The sequence below is a fragment of the Salmonella sp. SJTUF15591 genome (genome assembly GCF_043356435.1).
Classification (GTDB): Bacteria; Pseudomonadota; Gammaproteobacteria; order Enterobacterales; family Enterobacteriaceae; genus Salmonella; species Salmonella enterica.
This window is the reverse complement of sequence record NZ_JBEUJO010000002.1, coordinates 137568-158719: the sequence shown is the minus strand read 5'-3', so window position 1 is coordinate 158719 and position 21152 is coordinate 137568. Positions and strand designations below refer to the sequence as shown.

The following is a 21152-nucleotide window of genomic DNA, read 5'->3' as shown; positions in this document are numbered from 1 at the left end:
AGCCCCAATGGGGATGATGGTTCTTTTAATATGTGTTGAGACGCATTATACAGAATAAATTGATTTTATTTCTCACTTTTCATTCTATTTTCATCAGGAATCCCTGTGTCCTGTGCGGTAATCTGCTGCTATCGAGAACGACAGACATCGCTAACAGTATATATGGAAACATCAAAAGAGAAGACGATAACAAGCCCTGGGCCATACATAGTTCGATTACTTAACAGCTCACTGAACGGCTGTGAGTTTCCATTGCTGACAGGCCGAACACTCTTTGTGGTAGGTCAGAGTGATGCGCTCACTGCTTCAGGCCAACTCCCTGATATACCTGCCGATAGCTTTTTTATCCCGCTGGACCATGGCGGAGTAAATTTTGAAATCCAGGTGGATACGGATGCGACCGAAATTATACTCCATGAGCTGAAAGAAGGAAATTCTGAATCTCGTTCGGTGCAATTAAATACGCCAATACAGGTCGGTGAATTGCTTATCCTGATTCGCCCGGAAAGCGAGCCGTGGGTGCCCGAGCAGCCTGAGAAGTTAGAAACGTCTGCAAAAAAGAACGAGCCGCGTTTTAAAAACGGAATTGTAGCCGCACTGGCCGGGTTTTTTATATTGGGAATTGGGACGGTGGGGACGTTATGGATACTTAACTCGCCGCAGCGGCAGGCCGCAGAGCTCGATTCGTTATTGGGGCAGGAGAAGGAGCGCTTTCAGGTGTTGCCAGGACGGGACAAAATGCTCTATGTCGCTGCGCAAAATGAAAGAGATACGCTGTGGGCTCGTCAGGTTTTAGCGAGGGGCGATTATGATAAAAATGCGCGAGTGATTAACGAAAACGAAGAAAATAAGCGTATCTCTACCTGGCTGGATACCTATTATCCTCAGCTGGCTTATTATCGGCTTCATTTCGATGAGCCGCGTAAACCCGTTTTCTGGCTAAGCCGCCAGCGAAACACGATGAGCAAGAAAGAGCTCGAGGTGTTAAGTCAAAAGCTGAGAGCGCTAATGCCTTACGCGGATTCGGTTAACATCACGTTGATGGACGATGTTACCGCCGCAGGCCAGGCGGAAGCGGGGCTAAAACAGCAGGCGTTACCTTATTCCCGCAGGAATCATAAGGGGGGCGTAACGTTTGTTATTCAGGGGGCGCTCGATGATGTAGAAATACTCAGAGCCCGTCAATTTGTCGATAGCTATTACCGCACATGGGGAGGACGCTATGTGCAGTTTGCGATCGAATTAAAAGATGACTGGCTCAAGGGGCGCTCATTTCAGTACGGGGCGGAAGGTTATATCAAAATGAGCCCAGGCCATTGGTATTTCCCAAGCCCACTTTAATTTAACGCAAATAAGGAAGTCATTATGGCAACACCTTGGTCAGGCTATCTGGATGACGTCTCAGCAAAATTTGATACGGGCGTTCAGGATCTACAAACGCAGGTAACAGATGCGCTGGATAAATTAGCTGCAAAACCCTCCGATCCGGCGCTACTGGCGGCGTATCAGAGTAAGCTCTCGGAATATAACTTGTACCGTAACGCGCAATCGAACACGGTAAAAGTCTTTAAGGATATTGATGCTGCCATTATTCAGAACTTCCGTTAATCAGTTATAAGGTGGATTATGTCGATTGCAACTATTGTCCCTGAGAATGCCGTTATAGGGCAGGCGGTCAATATCAGGTCTATGGAAACGGACATTGTCTCGCTGGATGACCGGCTACTCCAGGCTTTTTCTGGTTCGGCGATTGCCACGGCTGTGGATAAACAGACGATTACCAACAGGATTGAGGACCCTAATCTGGTGACGGATCCTAAAGAGCTGGCTATTTCGCAAGAGATGATTTCAGATTATAACCTGTATGTTTCTATGGTAAGTACCCTTACTCGTAAAGGAGTCGGGGCTGTTGAAACGCTATTACGCTCATGATTCGTCGATATCTATATACCTTTCTGCTGGTAATGACCCTTGCCGGCTGTAAGGATAAGGATCTTTTAAAAGGACTGGACCAGGAACAGGCTAATGAGGTCATTGCCGTTCTGCAAATGCACAATATAGAGGCGAATAAAATTGATAGCGGAAAATTGGGCTATAGCATTACCGTTGCTGAGCCTGATTTTACCGCTGCGGTGTACTGGATTAAAACTTATCAGCTTCCTCCCCGGCCACGGGTGGAAATAGCGCAGATGTTCCCGGCGGATTCGCTGGTATCTTCTCCGCGAGCTGAAAAGGCCAGGTTATATTCGGCTATTGAACAGCGACTGGAACAGTCATTACAGACGATGGAGGGCGTGCTCTCCGCCAGGGTCCATATTAGTTATGATATTGATGCTGGTGAAAATGGCCGTCCGCCAAAACCTGTTCATCTGTCGGCATTAGCCGTATATGAACGAGGTTCGCCGCTTGCGCATCAGATCAGCGATATCAAGCGTTTCTTAAAGAATAGTTTTGCCGATGTGGATTATGACAACATTTCTGTTGTGTTGTCAGAACGTTCTGATGCCCAATTACAGGCTCCCGGCACACCAGTAAAACGTAATTCTTTTGCAACCAGTTGGATTGTGTTGATTATTTTGTTATCCGTGATGTCAGCAGGCTTTGGCGTCTGGTATTACAAAAACCATTATGCCCGCAATAAGAAAGGCATAACGGCTGATGATAAGGCGAAATCGTCAAATGAATAGGCAGCCATTACCCATTATCTGGCAAAGAATCATTTTTGATCCGTTATCGTATATCCATCCTCAGCGGTTGCAGATAGCACCGGAAATGATTGTCAGACCCGCCGCCAGGGCGGCGGCAAATGAGTTAATACTGGCGGCATGGCGGCTTAAGAACGGAGAAAAGGAGTGTATTCAAAACTCACTGACGCAGCTGTGGCTGCGTCAGTGGCGCCGACTGCCGCAAGTAGCGTATTTACTCGGTTGCCATAAACTGAGAGCCGATCTGGCAAGGCAGGGAGCCTTGCTTGGCCTGCCGGATTGGGCGCAAGCATTTTTGGCAATGCATCAGGGAACAAGTTTATCTGTCTGCAATAAGGCGCCGAATCACCGGTTTTTACTTAGCGTCGGGTATGCACAGTTAAATGCCCTGAATGAATTTTTACCTGAATCTTTAGCACAGCGTTTTCCTTTGCTTTTTCCTCCATTTATTGAGGAGGCATCGAAGCAGGATGCTGTAGAAATGTCAATTTTGCTACTGGCCTTACAATATGCTCAAAAATATCCCAATTCCGTCCCCGCTTTCGCCTGTTGAGGGGATACTGATAAAGCGTAAAACGCTGGAACGTTATTTCTCTATTGAAAGATTAGAACAGCAGGCGCATCAACGGGCTAAGCGTATTTTGCGAGAGGCGGAAGAAGAGGCAAAGACCTTGCGGATGTACGCCTATCAGGAAGGTTACGAGCAGGGAATGATAGACGCGTTACAGCAGGTCGCCGCTTATCTTACTGATAATCAGACAATGGCCTGGAAGTGGATGGAAAAAATACAGATTTATGCCCGCGAGTTATTTTCAGCTGCGGTCGACCATCCCGAAACGCTTTTAACCGTCCTGGATGAGTGGCTAAGGGATTTCGATAAGCCTGAGGGGCAACTTTTTTTAACACTACCAGTTAACGCGAAAAAAGATCACCAAAAACTGATGGTGTTGCTTATGGAGAACTGGCCAGGCACTTTTAATCTTAAATATCATCAGGAACAGCGCTTTATCATGAGTTGCGGCGATCAGATCGCAGAATTTTCACCTGAACAATTTGTTGAAACGGCAGTAGGCGTCATTAAGCATCATCTTGATGAACTTCCACAAGACTGCCGGACGATTTCTGATAACGCTATTAACGCACTTATTGATGAATGGAAGACAAAAACGCAAGCATTGTAAAATGGAGGTTATAAGGTGATACCGGGTACGATTCCGACTTCTTATTTGGTCCCGACAGCGGATACTGAAGCGACGGGTGTGGTTTCGTTGAGTGCCAGGGCCGCTATGCTGAATAATGTGGATAGCGCGCCTTTAAGCAATGGCGGCGACGTTGATCTTTATGATGCATTCTACCAACGACTTTTAGCGCTTCCTGAGTCAGCCTCTTCTGAAACGCTTAAAGATAGCATTTATCAAGAGATGAATGCCTTCAAAGATCCGAAAAGTGGTGATTCGGCTTTTGTTTCTTTTGAGCAGCAAACGGCTATGCTACAAAACATGTTAGCAAAAGTTGAACCGGGCACTCATTTATATGAGGCTTTAAACGGGGTATTAGTTGGTACAATGAATGCGCAGTCACAAATGACCTCCTGGATGCAGGAGATTATTTTATCGGGCGGGGAAAACAAAGAGACAATTGACTGGTGAACCCCCCCCATTGCTGGCGATTTGTGATAAGGTATGGTGTATATATTAGCAAATAATGCAGAAAATGCACCATGCCAGTGTATCTATCTTATTGATGTATATGGATTATTAAGGTATCTACCAGGCGTTGTATTCTGAAATGATTATATTAATATTGTAAGCTTCCATTACAAAATTGTGCATAAAGTTTGTAAGAGTATCTTTTTGTGACGAAATGAACGCGCGTTGGAATGTAATTATTGGCTATAATAATAAAAAAATCGGATTTAAATCATCTCTGTGAGTTTTAATTATTTGTTTATAAGAATATAACGATTTTGAGTTCCTTATAGCACACAGGATAAAATATGGTATTGCCTTCAATGAATAAATCAGTTGAGGCCATTAGCAATAATCACCTTCAACAGCCGAACAAATTTCCATTAATAAATGGATTAGCTGACGTAAGAGACTATTATGTCGCAAACTGCTTATTATTTAAACTTAATAAAGGCAGTTTGCGAATTGAAAACGAATTTGGGGAGTTCATCGAACAATCTGCGCCGTGTTTATTTTTATTGGAAAAAGATCAAACAATCACGCTTAGTATGAGCGAAATAGAAGGGCATATTGATTTTTCTTCACTGGAAGTTTCCTATGACTTAATGCAAAAATTCTACAAAGTTTTTTACAGTACAAGAAACTATAATGATCGAGAGCTATCATTAAAAACGAAACCAAAGTATTTTTTTCATGCGGACTTGTTGCCAGGGATGAGTGATACTTTTGACTCTATTTTGCATGGTGTGGCATGTCCACGGGTTTGTAGTAACGTTAGTATTGATGATCATGATTATTCATATTTCTCATTGATGTATCTTATATCGGCATTTGTACGTAAGCCCGGTGGGTTTGACTTCCTTGAGCGAGCAATAAAAATTACGACAAAAGAGAAAGTTTATAACATTATTATCAGCGATCTCACCCGCAAATGGTCACAGGCTGAGGTGGCAGGAAAGCTGTTTATGAGCGTATCAAGTCTGAAGCGAAAACTGGCCGCTGAAGAGGTGAGTTTTAGCAAAATATACCTGGATGCTCGTATGAATCAGGCTATAAAATTATTACGTATGGGGGCTGGAAATATTTCACAAGTCGCGACGATGTGTGGCTATGATACGCCTTCTTATTTTATCGCTATTTTTAAACGGCATTTTAAGATTACACCGCTTAGCTTTATGCGTACAATGAACCATTGATTTGTGAAATTATTTTAAACGTTACTATCTGTTTGCGTTACAGATACCAAATATTTTTTTAATCGTAGTGTATATTTCAGTATCGCTACACCAGTGATATATAGTTAATGAAAGGGAATCGAAAGCGTTCATTGTCAGACATACATGGCCACCAGGCGTCGGGCAATGGTTGTACTCTAAGAGATTACAGTAAAGTAAAACAGCAAATTTAATCATTATCAGATTTGTAAAAGGAATTCATTTCGGTAACGACATTGCGCATGTAATAACGTATCTGGTCTTATTACCTTTGTAGTAAGAAGGCGTTATCTACTTGCGCAGTAGTCGCCCAGGAAGAAAAATCATTACCGAAGCTGTGGTCAGTTTTCAAAAAAGGATAAATAAATGAGAAATGTAATTATATATGGTATTAACTGGACTAATTGTTATGCCCTTCAGTCTATTTTTAAGCAAAAATATCCGGAAAAGTGCGTTAAAACGTGTAACTCATTAACTGCACTTTTGCATTCTCTATCCGATATGCCGGACGCCGGGCTGATTTTAGCTTTGAACCCGCATGAGCATGTTTATCTTTTTCATGCGTTGCAGACGCGGTTGCAGAACCGTAAAGTTTTGGTAGTGGCAGATCGCTTGTATTATATCGATCGCTGTGTGCTGCAATATTTTGGCGTTATGGATTATGTTTTAAAAGACGAACTATCCTGCGCTATCCGCTCGGATCGAGAGAAGCTACGTCTTCCGGAAGCCTGGCTGCGTTTCTGCCACAGGCCACAAAAGAAAACCGTGGCTGCTACGTATGCTTTTAATGCCGGCGAGACGCCGGAAGAGGTATTGTTTAATATCAATCAATACGCCTGGTGGAATCTACCTCCCGGCGTCACTCAGGCGAAATATGCGCTGCTGATATTATTATCCTCCGGACATCCGGCAATTGAACTGGCGAAAAAATTTGGTCTGGGAACAAAAACCGTTAGTATTTATCGTAAGAAGGTTATGTATCGTTTGGGGATGGACTCTTCACCGCTATCGCTGTTCCGGGGACTGAAACTAGACGCGCATTTACAGCGCACTGCTTTTGCACATAACCCTGGTGTACCTGACGATAATTGCGCCTTACCGATTGCAGTAGGAATGAATTAAACTATTTTTTATCATTTATGACCATGTGTTGAGCTTTTATTATAAAAAAGATTTTTTGAGTAGTAATTCTTATATATAATCATCCGGAGGTGGTTGGTAGCCTGGCTCAATCATTGAGGCATATTTTTGCAGGCAATATATTGAATCTGAAAAGTTAAAGATGATATTTTCGGTGCAGGAGCTATCATGTGGAGGGAAAAGTATGCTAAGTCCTACGACTCGTAATATGGGGGCGAGTTTATCGCCTCAGCCTGACGTCAGCGGGGAGCTAAACACCGAAGCATTGACCTGTATTGTTGAGCGTCTGGAAAGTGAAATTATAGATGGCAGCTGGATTCATATCAGTTACGAGGAAACCGATCTCGAAATGATGCCTTTTCTTGTTGCACAGGCCAATAAGAAGTATCCAGAGTTAAATCTTAAATTTGTTATGTCAGTCCATGAGCTTGTTTCCTCTATAAAGGAGACCAGAATGGAAGGCGTTGAATCTGCCCGATTTCTCGTAAATATGGGAAGTTCAGGTATCCATATTTCAGTCGTCGATTTTAGAGTTATGGACGGAAAGACATCGGTGATTTTGTTCGAACCAGCAGCGTGTAGCGCTTTTGGACCTGCTTTACTGGCGTTGAGGACCAAAGCAGCTCTTGAACGTGAACAACTGCCTGATTGTTATTTTGCTATGGTCGAGCTGGACATTCAACGAAGCTCTTCTGAATGCGGTATTTTTAGCCTGGCGCTTGCCAAAAAACTTCATCTTGAATTTATGAACTTAGTAAAAATTCATGAAGATAATATTTGTGAACGTCTGTGTGGTGAGGAACCTTTTCTCCCGTCTGATAAAGCAGACCGTTATCTGCCGGTGAGTTTTTACAAACATACTCAAGGCGTACAACGATTAAATGAATATGTGCAGGCCAATCCGGCGGCGGGAAGCAGTATAGTAAACAAAAAGAATGAAACGCTTTATGAGCGATTCGATAACAATGCCGTTATGCTAAACGATAAAAAACTCTCTATATCCGCTCATAAAAAAAGGATAGCTGAATATAAGTCTTTACTTAAACCGTAATGAAATTATAAGGTTGCCTGCCAGAGGAAATCCTTCCAGCGCCATAAGACTACTCTATATTATGACCGTATGTTTCCTGAATAGCAGGCAAAAAAGTGTTAACCTTGCGCCTCTGGTACGATTTCATTACGCCTGTCGCGCCATGTTGCGTAAATAAATGCCGCAATAAACACGATGGCAAATAATACCACGATGGTCGGCGCTGGCGCGCTATCAAGATAAAAAGACAGATAGACGCCCGCAAAAGCGGTAATAACTGACAGACTCACCGCTAATCCCAGCGCGCGCGCAAAGCGTCGCGTCAGCAAAATGGCAATTGCGCCGGGGGCGATAAGTAGTGAGATTGACAGAATAATGCCCACCGATTTCAGCGTGGCGACGATAGTCAGCGCAATCATACATAGCAGGCCATAATGCAGTAGCGTGGTATTCAGCCCGCTGGCTTTCGCCTGGTGCGGGTCAAAAGCGTGTAGCAGGAGATCTTTCCATTTCAGCCCTATGATTAACGCAATACCCAGTGCAATAACCGACGTTTGTACGATATCCCCCAGCGATACGCCCAGCATATCCCCAAACAGGATGTGATCCAGATGCACTTCCGATTGAATAGAAACATAGAGCACCAGACCTGCGCCAAACATCCCGGAAAAGACGATGCCCATCACCGTATCACGTTTGATGCGGCTGTTATCGTCCAGATAGCCGGTCGCGATAGCGCAAAATAATCCGGCAATGAAAGCGCCAATTGCCAGGGGGATCCCCACAATATATGCCAGCACGACCCCGGGGAATACCGCATGACTCATTGCGTCGCCCATTAACGCCCAGCCTTTTAACACTAAAAACACGGACAGTAAGGCGCAGGGAATCGCCACAATGACCGAAACCATAAGGGCGTTCACCATAAAATCAAACTGAAAGGGTTCCAGTAACGTTGTTAAGAACATGTCGGCTCCTTCTGCAGGCGGGCGCGTCGACGGTTGGCTAACAGACCGTGTTTCGGGGCGAAAATAAAGGCTGTGATGAACAGTAAGGTTTGCATGACGACAATAATTCCGCCAGTGGCGCCATCCAGCCAGTAGCTAAGCCATGCGCCCAGAAAACTGGTCAGGCTACCAATCACGACGGCAATCATGAGCAGACGTGGAAAACGGTCGGTGAGTAACCAGGCCGTCGCGCCCGGCGTGACGACGAGACAGATCACCAGGAACGCCCCAACGGTTTGCAGGGCCGCCACGGTGGAGACGGACAATAGAGTGAAAAACAACAGCTTTAGTCGACCCGGATTAAGCCCGATAGAACGCGCATGGGTCTCATCGAAAAAGACGACCATCAGATCTTTCCACTTTAACAGCAGAATCGTCAGCGAGACTGCGCCGATAATCGCCAGTTGCGCAATATCCGCTGGCGCGATCGCCAGCACGTTGCCGAGAATAATCGTCTGGATATTCACCGACATCGGATTGAGCGACACCATAAAAAGGCCGACGCCAAAAAAAGAGGAGAAGATAAGCCCGATAATCGCGTCTTCTTTCAGGCGTGAGCGTTGGTTAAGAAAGAGCATACTGCCTGCCGCCAGTCCGCCGGAAAGAAACGCGCCGAGCGAGAAGGGCAGCCCTAACATCCAGGCGCCAGCGACGCCAGGCACAATAGAGTGAGATAGCGCATCGCCAATGAGCGACCAGCCTTTGAGCATCAAATAGCAGGAGAGAAACGCGCACAGACCGCCCACCATCGCGGAGACCCACATCGCGTTGAGCATATACTGGTAGCCAAACGGCTCAACAAGCCAGTTCATGACGATTTTCCTCCGCTGGCCACGCGCCGGGAAATAAAGGGGCGCTCGTCATCGGTGATGATGTGCTCTTCGCCTCCGCTTAGCGCGATATGACGTAGAACGCCGCTAAACGCCTGTTCCAGATTCGCGGCGGTAAACGTGGTTTCGGTAGGGCCGCTGGCCAGTACGGTTCCTTTAATCATTACCGTATAGTCGCAAAACTCGGTGACGGAGCCGAGATTATGCGTTGAGACCAGCATCGTGCGGCCTTCATCGCGCAGTTCCCGCAGTAGATCGATGATTCGCGCTTCGGTTTTTACATCCACGCCGGTAAAAGGTTCATCCAGCAGGATTACCTGTCCATCCTGAGCGATGGCCCTGGCAAGAAACACACGTTTTTTCTGCCCGCCGGACAGCTCGCCAATCTGCCTGTGACGATATTCCAGCATATCCACCCGCGCCAGCGCGGCGTCAACACAGGCGTGATCATGCGCAGTGGGACGGCGTAGCCAGCCCATATGGCCGTAGCGTCCCATCATCACCACATCTTCTACCAGCACCGGAAATGACCAGTCCACTTCTTCTGATTGCGGAACATAAGCAATGAGGTTTTTTTTCAGCGCCTTGTTGACTGACTGTTGCAGGATAGTGATATCGCCCTGCGCAAGATGCACAAAGCCCATTAACGCTTTAAATAACGTAGACTTACCGGAGCCATTTACGCCTACCAGCGCGGCGATTGAACCGCCTGGCACCTGAAAAGTGGCGTCCCGTAGGGCGGTATGACCGTTGCGATACGTCACCGTGACTTGATCAACGGTAATCGCAGATTGACTCATTGTTGACTCCTCAGTCCGTCGTTAATGCCGTTGACGATGGTTTCGGTCGTGACGCGCAGCAGATCCAGATAGGTTGGCACAGGGCCGTCAGCGGCGCTCAGAGAATCGACATACAGCACGCCGCCATAATGCGCGCCGGATTCACGCGCGACCTGACGGGCCGGTTTATCGGAAACCGTACTCTCGCTAAAGATGGCGGGAATATGGTGCTTTTTAATGGTATCAATCACTTTACGCACCTGTTTTGGCGTCCCCTGTTGATCGGCGTTAATTGGCCAGAGATACAGCTCTTTCATGTCATTATCGCGCGCCAGGTAAGAGAACGCGCCTTCACTGGTGACCAGCCAGCGCTGATCGGCGGGAATTTTTTCCAGTTCGGCACGCAACGGATCGGCCATCTGGCGAATTTTCGCTTTATAGCGTTCGGCGTTTTGCTTATAGATCTGCGCATTATCCGGATCGTACTTCACCAGGGCGTCGCGAATGTTATCGACATAAATCAGCGCGTTTTCTGCCGACATCCAGGCGTGCGGGTTCGGTTTACCGTTATACGGGCCTTCGGTAATGCCCATCGGTTTGACACCGGTGGAGACGATGACTTCCGGTACGCCGGAAAGGTGCTGATAAAAGCGGGCGAACCATCGCTCCAGGTTCAGACCATTCGCGAGGATAAGCTGCGCCCCCTGCGCTCGTTTAATATCGCCGGGCGTTGGCTGATACTCATGGATTTCAGCGCCGGGCTTGGTAATTGAGCTGACTTCCGCTGCGTCGCCCGCCACGTTTTTCGCCATGTCGGCAATAACGGTAAACGTGGTGATGACTTTAAATTTCTCTTTTGCATAGGCTGGCGATAGCGCGAGTATCGCGACAATACCGGCAATCAGGAGTGTTTTCAGACGATGTAGATTCGTCATAGTATCCCTCGCAACAATGTGGTTAATTAATCATCGAATATAGCCTTTGCTATGTTATATAGCACAAGGCATGAATAAATGAAAATAATTCTTATTTGCGAAATGGCGACGATATGCAGTGATAGTGCTAAAGAGGGATAAGGTGTAAAATAAATACACCTTAATGTTCGGAGAGAGCACGATGCCTGGTAAACGTATCGCTCGTGAAAAACTGACGATCAAAAAAATGATCGCGCTGTATGAAAGCCAGTGCCCACAGGCGTCAGCGGTGCAGGGGCATTACGAGGCGCTATTCGCCTACGCGCAAAAACGTCTTGATAAATGCGTATTTGGCGAGGAAAAACCCGCCTGTAAGCAGTGCCCGGTGCACTGCTATCAGCCGGCTAAACGCGAGGAGATGAAGCAGATTATGCGTTGGGCAGGTCCGCGAATGCTTTGGCGACACCCTGTCCTGACCGTGCGGCACCTTATCGACGATAAGCGCCCCGTTCCGGAATTGCCGGAAAAATATCAGCGCAAGAAGTGAAGGGGAAGCGCCAGGCCTACGGCGCGCATCATCTCCTGGCCGGATCAGATCCGGCAACCCGTTACGCTAACGCGTCTTTATCAATACCCAATCGCTTCATACGCGATAGCAGGGTGGTTCGTTTAAGCCCCAGACGCTGCGCCGCGCCTTTTGGTCCAGCCACTACGCCATTGGTCTCTTTCAGCACGCGTATAATAAGCTGATATTCATCTTCGCCTTCTTTGGCGCTTTCAGTCGCAACAGGCGAGGTATCGGGCGTTACGGCGGTAATATCCGGCAGCGACAGTTGTAGCACATTGCCGCGCGTCAGCAGCACGGCGCGCTCGACGACATTCTCCAGCTCGCGAACGTTCCCCGGCCATTCCATGCTGCTGAGCGTGCGCAGCGTTTCGGCGGGAATGCTGTCGATATTACGCCCCATTCGGCGGGCGATTTTGAAAGTGAACGCTTTGACCAGTAGTGGAATATCTTCCGGACGTTCGCGCAACGGAGGAAGCTGGATCGGAAAAACATTCAGCCGATAGTAGAGATCGTTACGGAATTCGCGATCGGCGACCATTTTTTTCAGATCGCGGTTAGTCGCGGCGATCAGCCGCACGTCGGTCTGGATCAGTTTATTGCTGCCGAGACGTTCAAACTCTTGCTCCTGAAGGACGCGCAGCAGCTTAGGCTGTAGCTCCAGCGGCATGTCGCCCACTTCATCCAGAAACAGCGAGCTTTTATCCGCCAGCTCGAAACGGCCAATCCGCTGCGCGCTGGCGCCGGTAAACGCGCCGCGCTCATGACCAAACAAATCGCTTTCCAGCAGCCCCGCCGGCATCGCGGCGCAGTTCATTTTTACCATCCTGCGCCCGCTACGTCCGCTCAGGTTGTGAATGGCGCGGGCAATCAACTCTTTACCGGTTCCCGTTTCGCCCAGAATCAGTACGGTACTGTCGCTCTGCGCCACCATCTCAACCTGCTTTAGCACGTTGTACATCGCTTCGCTGCGCCCGATGATCTCGCCAAACTCGCTGTCGACGTTATTAAGCTGCTCCGTGAGCGCCAGGTTTTCGTCGACCAGGCGTTCCTTCAGTCGGTGGATTTCCTGATAGGCCAGCGCATTATCCACGGCAATGGCTACCCGTTCGGCAATCTGACGCAGCAGCTTGAGGTTGGCGGTGGTAAACACTTTTTCTTCGCACTGCGCCAGTTTGAGCACGCCAAGCATCGTCTTGCCGGACATCAACGGCAGCAGGCAAAGCGTCTGGATCTGATTGCCCCAGGTATCGAACAGCATGCGTTCGTAGGGAGCAAGCGGATCGCGTTCGTTGAGGTTGATAAGCAGCATCTCTTTACTTTTAAAGACGCGCTCCGTGAGCGTGCCGGCTTCGTCGACTTCGCTCTGTTCGTGCGCCGGATGATGCTCATCAAGGTAGTGGGTGGAGTAGATATTCAGCTTATTTTTGCGATGGCTGCGCAACACGATGCTGATCGCGTCGATATTGAAATAGTGGTGGATCTCTTTTGCGACTTCGCTTACCAGCTCATCAATATCCAGACGCGACAGGACGGCGTTGGTGATTGCAACCAGAATACGGAAGTTATCGCGTTCGCGGCACAACAGATCATAATCGACATTATTGTTTACCCGGTTTTGAATTTGCTCGGCGACCACGCCGACAATTTGGGTAAACGTATGCAGACGGTCATATTCCTTTTCACTCCAGGGACGATCTTCCTGACGGATGAATTCGCAGCCGCCGAAAATACGGCCCTCCGCGGCTAAAGGAAGCAGACAGTAATGACCAAATTCAGGGTAGAGGCCGCTCGCGGCAAGCTGCGGCCAGGTTTCGATAAACTCATGGAAATTACAGTGCAATGCATCGGGGCGAGAAAGGATGCGACGTACCGGGCCGTGCGCCAGTACGGTTTCATCTTCATATTCAACAGGACGGCCATTTTCTCGCGTCGCATAATATTGTGCGCGTTGCGACTGCGCCTGCCATAGCACAATGCCGGCGCTGTCGGCGAGCGCTGAACGCTTTACCAGTTGCGAAAGCGCTTCACTGAGCGACGCCAAATCGGGCTGCTGCAATAAGGTACGAGTGATATCGAACAAGCCTTGCTGTCCAAGATCGCTCATGGGTGTATACGACATGTTGCTTTTCCAGGAAAATACCGCAAAACGGTGCGAAAACGGTAAATGAATTATAGGTATAAGTCGTAAGTTATTGCCGGATGGCTGACCGCAAACTCGCTGGTCACACACTCCGTAGGCCTGATAAGCAAAGCGCCATCAGGCGTTAATGCAGCGTTAATGCCGGATGTCGACGCAAATGCGTCTTATCCGGCCTACAGTATGCTGCCAACAGGCTGCTAGCATATACGAGGTAATGGTTCGGCGTGTGGCAAATCAAGGGTTCGCTTCACGCCATAGAGTCCGGCTAAGCGAACGCCTTTGCGTTCCACGACTTCGCCAATCAGCGCCGCATCACGTCCCAGCGGATGCGCGCGTAATGCCGCCAACGCCCGATCTGCGGCCTGCCGTTCAACGGCAATCACCAGTTTTCCTTCGTTGGCAAAGTTCAGGGCATCCAGCCCCAACAGCTCGCAGACGCCGCGCACGGCAGGTTTGAGCGGCAGTGCGGATTCGGACAATTCAATACCGTAACCGCAGGACGCCGCAAACTCATGGGCGACCGCATTCACGCCGCCGCGCGTGGCGTCACGCAATGCCTTAACTCCGTCAATATGACGCAGCGTCTGAATTAGCGGCGTTAATACTGCGCAGTCGCTCGCCAGCTCGCCATCCAGTCCCAGTTGCTCACGCAGGTTGAGGATAGTGGCGCCGTGATCGCCAAGCGTACCGCTGACTAACAGCACATCGCCAACGCTCAGCGTTTGCGCGCCCCAGTGAATATCGGCGGGAATCGCCCCCATGCCGGCAGTGTTGATAAACAATTTATCCGCCGCGCCGCGCTGCACAACTTTGGTGTCGCCGGTTACAATGGCGATACCCGCTTCCCGCGCGGTCGCCGCCATGCTATTGACCACGCTTTTTAACGTCTCCATCGGCAGCCCTTCTTCAAGGATAAAGCCGCAGGAGAGATAGCGGGGGATCGCGCCGCTCACCGCTACGTCGTTCGCCGTACCGCAAATCGCCAGTTTGCCGATATTGCCGCCGGGGAAAAAGAGCGGATCGATCACATAGCTATCGGTAGAAAACGCCAGACGGTCGCCCTCCGCCGTCAGTTGCGCCAGCTCCAGACGCGCCTGATCTTCTTGTTCCGCCAGCCACGGGTTGGCAAAGGCCTCCATAAACAGGCTATTAATCAACTGTTGCATAGCCTGGCCGCCGCTGCCGTGGGCGAGTTGTATATTGTTCAAACTTCACACTCCTGCTGACGATACTGATACCAGGCGGCGCATGCGCCTTCGGAAGAGACCATCAGCGCGCCAAACGCGGTCTCTGGATTACATGTTTTACCAAATAGCGGGCACTGATGCGGCTTGCATCTGCCGGTCAGCACTTCGCCGCAGCGGGCGCGCGGATCGTCATAGACCTGTTGCGGCGCTGGGCGGAAATGCGCTTCGGCGTCAAAGCGCTGATACTCTGGCGTCAGGTGGACGCCGGAGGATTCAATCACGCCCAGACCGCGCCACTCGCTATCGCCATTAACGCAGAACACATCGGCGATGGCCTGCTGCGCCAGCATGTTTCCGGCATCCGGCACCACGCGACGGTATTGGTTTTCAACCTGGCTTAGGGCCGCTATTTTCTGCTCAACCAGCATGACCACGCCTTGCAGTAGATCAAGCGGTTCGAATCCAGCCACCACCAGCGGGCGATTAAAATCGGCGGCGATAAACTGGTACGCCTCGGTGCCGATGACCATGCTGACGTGGCCTGGCGCAAGAAAGGCGTCAATGCCGTTGTCCGGCTGCTCCAGTAGGCTACGCAGCGTCGGGATCAGCGTAATGTGCTGGCAGAAAAAGTAGAAGTTTCGCACGTCACGCTGTTTTGCCTGCTGTAGCGTGATGGCGGTGGTCGGCATGGTGGTTTCAAAGCCCAGCCCGAAAAATACCACTTTGCGGGTCGGGTTATCCTGCGCCAGCTTCAGCGCGTCCATCGGAGAGTAAACAATACGCACATCCGCGCCGCGCGCTTTAGCCTGCAACAGAGAACCCTGTTTCCCCGGCACGCGCATGGCATCGCCAAAGGTGCAGAAAATCACCTCCGGATGGCTGGCGATTTCCACGCAACTGTCGATGCGTCCCATTGGCAGCACGCAGACCGGACAACCGGGGCCGTGAATAAACTCCACGTTTTCGGGCAGTAACTGATCGAGACCAAATTTAAAAATTGCGTGGGTATGACCCCCGCAGACTTCCATAATGCGCAACGGACGTTCGGCAGTGTAAGGAAGAAGGGCGGCGCGTTCACGCAGGTGTTCAATGAGCTGCATCACCTGTTCCGGCGCACGGTACTCGTCAACAAAACGCATTATCTCTCCTCACCATACAGCAGTGCGCCGACGTCCGGCTCAACATCAAACATATTTTGTAGCGCGTCGAGCGTGTCGCGCGCTTCCGCTTCGTTAATGACGCTCATGGCGAATCCGACATGAACCAGCACCCACTGACCCAGACGCGGCTGACCGTTTTCATCACAACTGCCGACTAATGTGAGATCGACGTCGCGCTGAATGCCGCAGACGTCAACTTTTGCCTGATTGCCGTCAATGGCGCGGATTTGACCCGGCACGCCTATGCACATCGCTGCGCCTCCAGCCAGGCCAGCCACTGATCCATGCCTTCGCCGCTGGTGGCGGAAATCAGGATAATTTCAATCTCCGGGTTCACTTCACGCGCGCTGGCGATGCACTTCTCAACGTCAAAATTGAGGTAGGGCAGCAGATCGACTTTATTGAGCAGCATGAGCGACGCAGCGGCAAACATATGGGGATACTTCAGCGGCTTATCTTCACCTTCGGTCACGGAAAGCACTGCGACTTTATGCTTTTCGCCCAGATCGAAGCTGGCCGGGCAGACAAGATTACCGACGTTTTCGATAAACAGAATACCGCGGTCATCCAGCGGCAGGCGCGGCGCGGCGTCGGCGATCATTTGCGCGTCAAGATGGCAGCCTTTACCGGTGTTGACCTGAATGGCGGGCGTGCCGGTAGCACGGATGCGGGCGGCGTCGTTCACTGTCTGCTGGTCGCCTTCAATCACCGCGCACGGTACACGGTCTTTCAATTTCATCAGCGTTTCGGTTAGCAGGGTGGTTTTACCGGACCCGGGGCTGGACACCAGGTTGAGCACCAGTTGCTGGCGGGCGGCGAAACGGGCGCGGTTGCGCTCAGCCAGACGATTATTTTTGTCCAGCACGTCGATTTCAACCTCCAGCATCCGCCGCTGACTCATACCAGGCGCGTGGGTTCCGGCTTCGCCGTGGCCGTAATGCAGATCGCCTTCTGCGGTCTGACTTGGGGCAAAGTCAGGCGTTTTAATGCCGGTAATATTCAGCGCCGGGCGAGCCGCTGGGGCAAAGGGCGCGCTACGAAACGCTGAGTGCGGATTATGTTCATCGCCTTCTATATAAAGGTTGCCTTCAGCGCAACCGCAAGTCGTACACATCGCTTACTCCTGATCTTTTTCTTGTTACAGGCTTTCTGCCGGATGGCGACGCGAGCGTCTATCCGGCATTAATCTTCAGTTTCATCAATCTCTATGCGCCGAATTTGTAAGCCGTCATCGGCCACAATTCGCAGCGTATCGCTATGACATTGCGGACAACGACGTACACGGTGGGTTAACAACGTGACATATTGTTGACAATGCTCACACCAGCATTCGGCTTCCTGTTCTTCGAGGTGCAGTTTACAACCTTCTGCTATCGTGCCGCGGCATACCAGATCAAAACAAAAGGAAAGAGCGCTGGTTTCCACGCAAGAAAATGCGCCAATTTTGATCCAGACGGCTGTCACACGTTTTGCACCGTATGCTGAAGCCTGTTGTTCAATCAATTCCAGTGCCCGTTGGCAGAGGGTGATTTCGTGCATATCGCCTCCCGTAGTGGTTGCCCCTGTAAAGCAATATTTATGCCAATATTTGTATCCCCTGGCAGGTTAATGTCGACGATGACGAAATGACATGTCGTCACCGCGTCGAAACGGCTGTAACTGTGCTCGTCTTCCATTAAAAACAATAAGTTAAAAATTGGCATGGAAAATGCTTAACGCAGGCATCTCTGTTAAACGGGTAACCTGACATGACTATTTGGGAAATAAGCGAAAAGGCCGATTACATCGCGCAACGGCATCGTCGCCTACAGGACCAGTGGCATATTTACTGCAACTCGCTGGTTCAGGGGATCACCCTCTCGAAAGCGCGCCTGCATCACGCAATGAGCTGCGCGCCGGAAAGGGATCTTTGCTTTGTCCTGTTTGAGCACTTTCGTATTTACGTCGCGTTGGCGGATGGTTTTAACAGCCACACCATTGAGTACTACGTTGAAACCAAAGATGGCGAAGATAAACAATTGATTGCACAGGCGCAGCTCGATATCGACGGCAAGGTTGACGAACGGGTTAACAACCGCGATCGCGAGCAGGTGCTGGAGCACTATCTGGAAAAAATCGCCAGCGTTTACGACAGCCTCTATACCGCTGTAGAAACCAACTCGCCGGTTAATTTGCGTCAATTGGTAAAGGGAAACAGCCCGGCGGTATAAGCCTGAGGTGTTGCCCGCTTTGATTCGCGATGTGGCGTTGCGCCATGTCATGAATGTTTTGGGGATGGGCGTGTCGATAAGTGTCGAAAATGACATTTCAACGGCATGTTTTCGTCAAAAATGACAATCACCTGAGGAATGCCTGGTGAATCGTTTTGTAATTGCTGACTCCACTCTCTGTATCGGCTGCCACACCTGTGAGGCCGCCTGTTCAGAGACGCATCGCCAGCATGGCCTGCAGTCAATGCCGCGCCTGAAAGTGATGCTGAATGAAAAAGAATCTGCGCCGCAGCTTTGTCACCACTGTGAAGATGCGCCATGCGCCACGGTATGCCCGGTTAACGCGATTAATCGCGTTGACGGCGCTGTCCAGCTTAATGAAAGCCTGTGCGTGAGCTGCAAACTGTGCGGTATTGCCTGTCCGTTTGGCGCTATTGAGTTTTCCGGCAGCCGTCCGCTGCATATTCCGGCGAACGCCAATACGCCGAAAGCGCCGCCCGCGCCGCCAGCGCCTGCGCGCGTCAGTACGTTGCTCGACTGGGTGCCGGGCGTACGCGCTATCGCGGTGAAATGTGACCTGTGCAGCTTTGACGAGCAAGGCCCGGCCTGTGTGCGGATGTGCCCGACTAAAGCGCTACACCTGGTGGAGAACACGGATATCGCCCGCGCCAGCAAACGTAAACGTGAGCTGACGTTTAATACCGATTTTGGCGATCTCACCTTGTTTCAGCAGGCTCAGAGTGGGGATGCATAATGAGTTCACTTTCACTGATTACTAGCGGCGTCGCGTGGTTTGCCGCCGCCGCCGTTCTGGCGTTTCTGTTTTCGTTTCATAAAGCGCTGAGCGGCTGGATTGCCGGTATCGGCGGCGCGGTCGGCAGCCTGTGTACGGCTGGCGCGGGGGTCACCGCGCTGACCAGCGCCGTTACGGTGAGCGGCGTGATGCCGTTTACCGGTCACATGCTGCAAATTACGCCGCTGAATGCTATCTGGCTGATTACGCTGGGGCTGTGCGGTCTGTTCGTCAGCCTGTTCAATATCGACTGGCATCGCCATCCACAGGTAAAAGCCAACGGACTGTTGATCAACCTGCTGATGGCGGCAGCCGTCTGCGCCGTGGTCGCCAGTAATCTGGGGACGATGGTGGTGATGGCTGAAATCATGGCGCTCTGCGCCGTGTTCCTCACCGGCGGTAGCAAAGAGGGCAAACTGTGGTTTGCGCTGGGCCGTCTCGGTACGCTGCTGCTGGCAATCGCCTGCTGGTTGGTGTGGCAGCGCTACGGCACGCTGGATCTGGGGCTGCTGGATCAACGTGCTCAGCAACTGCCGCTGGGCTCCGATATCTGGCTGCTCGGCGTTATCGGTTTTGGTCTGCTGGCCGGGATTATCCCGCTACACGGTTGGGTGCCGCAGGCGCACGCCAACGCCAGCGCTCCCGCCGCCGCGCTGTTCTCGACCGTGGTGATGAAAATCGGGCTGCTGGGCATTCTCACGCTATCTCTGCTTGGCGGCAATGCGCCGCTGTGGTGGGGCGTGGCGCTGTTGGTGTTTGGGATGATCACCGCCTTTGTCGGTGGTCTGTACGCGCTGATGGAGCATAACATCCAGCGTCTGCTGGCCTATCACACGCTGGAAAATATCGGCATCATTTTGCTCGGTCTGGGCGCAGGCGTTACCGGGATTGCTCTCAATCAGCCGGTACTGATCGCGCTGGGTCTGACCGGCGGGCTCTATCACCTGCTGAACCATAGCCTGTTCAAAAGCGTGCTGTTTCTGGGCGCGGGCAGCATCTGGTTCCGTACCGGTCATCGCGATATCGAAAAACTGGGCGGTATTGGTAAACGGATGCCGGTTATTTCTATCGCCATGCTGGTCGGTCTGATGGCGATGGCGGCGCTGCCGCCGCTGAACGGCTTTGCCGGCGAGTGGGTGATTTACCAGTCCTTCTTCAAACTGGGCAACAGCGGTGCGTTTGTTGGTCGTCTGTTAGGACCGCTGCTGGCGGTTGGCCTGGCGATTACCGGCGCGCTGGCGGTGATGTGTATGGCGAAAGTTTACGGCGTGACGTTCCTTGGCGCGCCGCGCACGAAGGAAGCTGAAAATGCCAGCTGCGCGCCGATCCTGATGGGCGTCAGCGTGGTGGCATTGGCGATTTGCTGCGTACTGGGCGGGGTTGCCGCGCCGTGGCTGCTGCCGATGATTTCCACTGCGGTACCGTTGCCGCTGGAAACCGCGCACACCACCGTATCGCAGCCGATGATCACGCTGCTGTTGGTCGCCTGTCCGCTACTGCCGTTCATCATTATGGCGATGTTCAAAGGCAACCGTCTGCCGTCGCGTTCTCGCGGCGCGGCCTGGGTGTGCGGCTACGACCATGAGCAGTCGATGGTGATTACCGCGCACGGTTTCGCCATGCCGGTGAAAGAGGCCTTTGCCCCGGTACTCAAACTGCGTAAGTGGCTCAACCCGGTATCGTTGATTCCGGGCTGGCAGAACGCGGCGGCCGCGGGGCTGTTCCGTCGTCTGGCGCTGATTGAGCTGGCGGTGCTGGTGGTGATTGTGGTTTCACGAGGAGCCTGA

General features: G+C 50.9%; 24 protein-coding genes. 14 read left to right on the top strand and 10 right to left on the bottom strand.

Going from position 1 to position 21152, the window contains the following annotated elements; genetic code table 11:
• Positions 1-162: 162 nt before the first annotated feature.
• The 10 genes from prgH (at position 163) to avrA (ending at position 7798) form a co-directional block, all read left to right on the top strand.
• Positions 163-1341, top strand: coding sequence for a type III secretion system inner membrane ring protein PrgH (prgH, locus tag ABVM99_RS04955; protein ID WP_000450196.1), 1179 nt, complete (start codon positions 163-165; stop codon positions 1339-1341).
• A 24-nt stretch (positions 1342-1365) separates the two neighbouring features.
• Entirely contained in the window at positions 1366-1608 is a 243-nt protein-coding gene (gene prgI, locus ABVM99_RS04950) for a type III secretion system needle filament protein PrgI (RefSeq protein WP_000235229.1), read from the top strand.
• Positions 1609-1626: 18 nt separating this feature from the next.
• Positions 1627-1932: a type III secretion system inner rod protein PrgJ gene (gene prgJ, locus ABVM99_RS04945; protein ID WP_000020431.1), complete on the top strand. Its 306-nt coding sequence runs from the start codon at positions 1627-1629 to the stop codon at positions 1930-1932.
• Positions 1929-2687 (top strand): type III secretion system inner membrane ring lipoprotein PrgK, encoded by a 759-nt coding sequence (gene prgK / locus ABVM99_RS04940; RefSeq protein ID WP_000621238.1) that lies wholly within the window; start codon positions 1929-1931, stop codon positions 2685-2687. Before prgJ ends, prgK begins: the two co-directional genes overlap by 4 nt.
• Entirely contained in the window at positions 2659-3258 is a 600-nt protein-coding gene (gene orgA, locus ABVM99_RS04935; RefSeq protein WP_001591231.1) for an oxygen-regulated invasion protein OrgA, read from the top strand. The genes prgK and orgA overlap by 29 nt, the downstream gene beginning before the upstream one ends.
• On the top strand, positions 3215-3886 hold the full coding sequence (gene orgB / locus ABVM99_RS04930) for a type III secretion system linker protein OrgB (RefSeq protein ID WP_000916655.1): 672 nt from the start codon (positions 3215-3217) through the stop codon (positions 3884-3886). Before orgA ends, orgB begins: the two co-directional genes overlap by 44 nt.
• A 15-nt stretch (positions 3887-3901) precedes the next feature.
• Positions 3902-4354, top strand: coding sequence for a type III secretion system effector protein OrgC (locus tag ABVM99_RS04925; protein WP_023195225.1), 453 nt, complete (start codon positions 3902-3904; stop codon positions 4352-4354).
• Between the two features lie 347 nt (positions 4355-4701).
• Complete coding sequence (hilC, locus tag ABVM99_RS04920) at positions 4702-5589, top strand: invasion transcriptional regulator HilC (protein WP_000243998.1); 888 nt, start codon at positions 4702-4704, stop codon at positions 5587-5589.
• A 384-nt stretch (positions 5590-5973) separates the two neighbouring features.
• Positions 5974-6729, top strand: coding sequence for a transcriptional regulator SprB (sprB, locus tag ABVM99_RS04915; protein ID WP_017441148.1), 756 nt, complete (start codon positions 5974-5976; stop codon positions 6727-6729).
• Positions 6730-6889: 160 nt separating this feature from the next.
• Positions 6890-7798: a type III secretion system YopJ family effector AvrA gene (avrA, locus tag ABVM99_RS04910; RefSeq protein WP_077684052.1), complete on the top strand. Its 909-nt coding sequence runs from the start codon at positions 6890-6892 to the stop codon at positions 7796-7798.
• Between the two features lie 98 nt (positions 7799-7896).
• Here avrA and sitD read toward each other — a convergent pair whose 3' ends face one another.
• The 4 genes from sitD to sitA are packed head-to-tail and all read right to left on the bottom strand — an operon-like array spanning position 7897 to position 11328.
• Positions 7897-8745 (bottom strand): iron/manganese ABC transporter permease subunit SitD, encoded by an 849-nt coding sequence (gene sitD / locus ABVM99_RS04905; RefSeq protein ID WP_000480208.1) that lies wholly within the window; start codon positions 8743-8745, stop codon positions 7897-7899.
• On the bottom strand, positions 8736-9596 hold the full coding sequence (gene sitC / locus ABVM99_RS04900) for an iron/manganese ABC transporter permease subunit SitC (RefSeq protein ID WP_001104336.1): 861 nt from the start codon (positions 9594-9596) through the stop codon (positions 8736-8738). The genes sitD and sitC overlap by 10 nt, the downstream gene beginning before the upstream one ends.
• On the bottom strand, positions 9593-10414 hold the full coding sequence (gene sitB / locus ABVM99_RS04895) for an iron/manganese ABC transporter ATP-binding protein SitB (protein WP_023195226.1): 822 nt from the start codon (positions 10412-10414) through the stop codon (positions 9593-9595). The genes sitC and sitB overlap by 4 nt, the downstream gene beginning before the upstream one ends.
• Entirely contained in the window at positions 10411-11328 is a 918-nt protein-coding gene (gene sitA / locus ABVM99_RS04890) for an iron/manganese ABC transporter substrate-binding protein SitA (protein ID WP_000182929.1), read from the bottom strand. Before sitA ends, sitB begins: the two co-directional genes overlap by 4 nt.
• A gap of 181 nt (positions 11329-11509) precedes the next feature.
• Here sitA and ABVM99_RS04885 point away from each other — a divergent pair, with 181 nt between their 5' ends.
• Positions 11510-11854 carry a nitrous oxide-stimulated promoter family protein gene (locus ABVM99_RS04885; protein ID WP_001117944.1) on the top strand — a complete coding sequence of 115 codons (345 nt, stop codon included), beginning with the start codon at positions 11510-11512 and terminating at the stop codon, positions 11852-11854.
• A 61-nt stretch (positions 11855-11915) separates the two neighbouring features.
• Here the strand turns inward: ABVM99_RS04885 and flhA are convergent, their stop codons facing one another.
• From flhA to hypA, 6 genes are all read right to left on the bottom strand, one after another.
• Entirely contained in the window at positions 11916-13994 is a 2079-nt protein-coding gene (gene flhA / locus ABVM99_RS04880) for a formate hydrogenlyase transcriptional activator FlhA (RefSeq protein ID WP_023195227.1), read from the bottom strand.
• A 218-nt stretch (positions 13995-14212) separates the two neighbouring features.
• Positions 14213-15223: a hydrogenase expression/formation protein HypE gene (gene hypE / locus ABVM99_RS04875; protein ID WP_001059959.1), complete on the bottom strand. Its 1011-nt coding sequence runs from the start codon at positions 15221-15223 to the stop codon at positions 14213-14215.
• The gene (gene hypD / locus ABVM99_RS04870; protein WP_001212962.1) at positions 15220-16341 is read right to left on the bottom strand and encodes a hydrogenase formation protein HypD; all 1122 of its coding nucleotides are present in this window, start codon (positions 16339-16341) and stop codon (positions 15220-15222) included. Before hypD ends, hypE begins: the two co-directional genes overlap by 4 nt.
• The gene (hypC, locus tag ABVM99_RS04865) at positions 16341-16613 is read right to left on the bottom strand and encodes a hydrogenase 3 maturation protein HypC (RefSeq protein ID WP_000334871.1); all 273 of its coding nucleotides are present in this window, start codon (positions 16611-16613) and stop codon (positions 16341-16343) included. Before hypC ends, hypD begins: the two co-directional genes overlap by 1 nt.
• Positions 16604-17476: a hydrogenase nickel incorporation protein HypB gene (hypB, locus tag ABVM99_RS04860; protein WP_000337640.1), complete on the bottom strand. Its 873-nt coding sequence runs from the start codon at positions 17474-17476 to the stop codon at positions 16604-16606. Before hypB ends, hypC begins: the two co-directional genes overlap by 10 nt.
• Before the next feature lie 68 nt (positions 17477-17544).
• Complete coding sequence (gene hypA / locus ABVM99_RS04855) at positions 17545-17901, bottom strand: hydrogenase maturation nickel metallochaperone HypA (protein ID WP_000544461.1); 357 nt, start codon at positions 17899-17901, stop codon at positions 17545-17547.
• Between the two features lie 209 nt (positions 17902-18110).
• Between hypA and hycA the strand changes: the two genes are divergently transcribed.
• From hycA to hycC, 3 genes are all read left to right on the top strand, one after another.
• Positions 18111-18572: a formate hydrogenlyase regulator HycA gene (gene hycA / locus ABVM99_RS04850; RefSeq protein ID WP_000158075.1), complete on the top strand. Its 462-nt coding sequence runs from the start codon at positions 18111-18113 to the stop codon at positions 18570-18572.
• A 145-nt stretch (positions 18573-18717) separates the two neighbouring features.
• Entirely contained in the window at positions 18718-19326 is a 609-nt protein-coding gene (hycB, locus tag ABVM99_RS04845) for a formate hydrogenlyase subunit HycB (RefSeq protein ID WP_001079164.1), read from the top strand.
• The gene (gene hycC, locus ABVM99_RS04840; RefSeq protein WP_023195228.1) at positions 19326-21152 is read left to right on the top strand and encodes a formate hydrogenlyase subunit 3; all 1827 of its coding nucleotides are present in this window, start codon (positions 19326-19328) and stop codon (positions 21150-21152) included. The genes hycB and hycC overlap by 1 nt, the downstream gene beginning before the upstream one ends.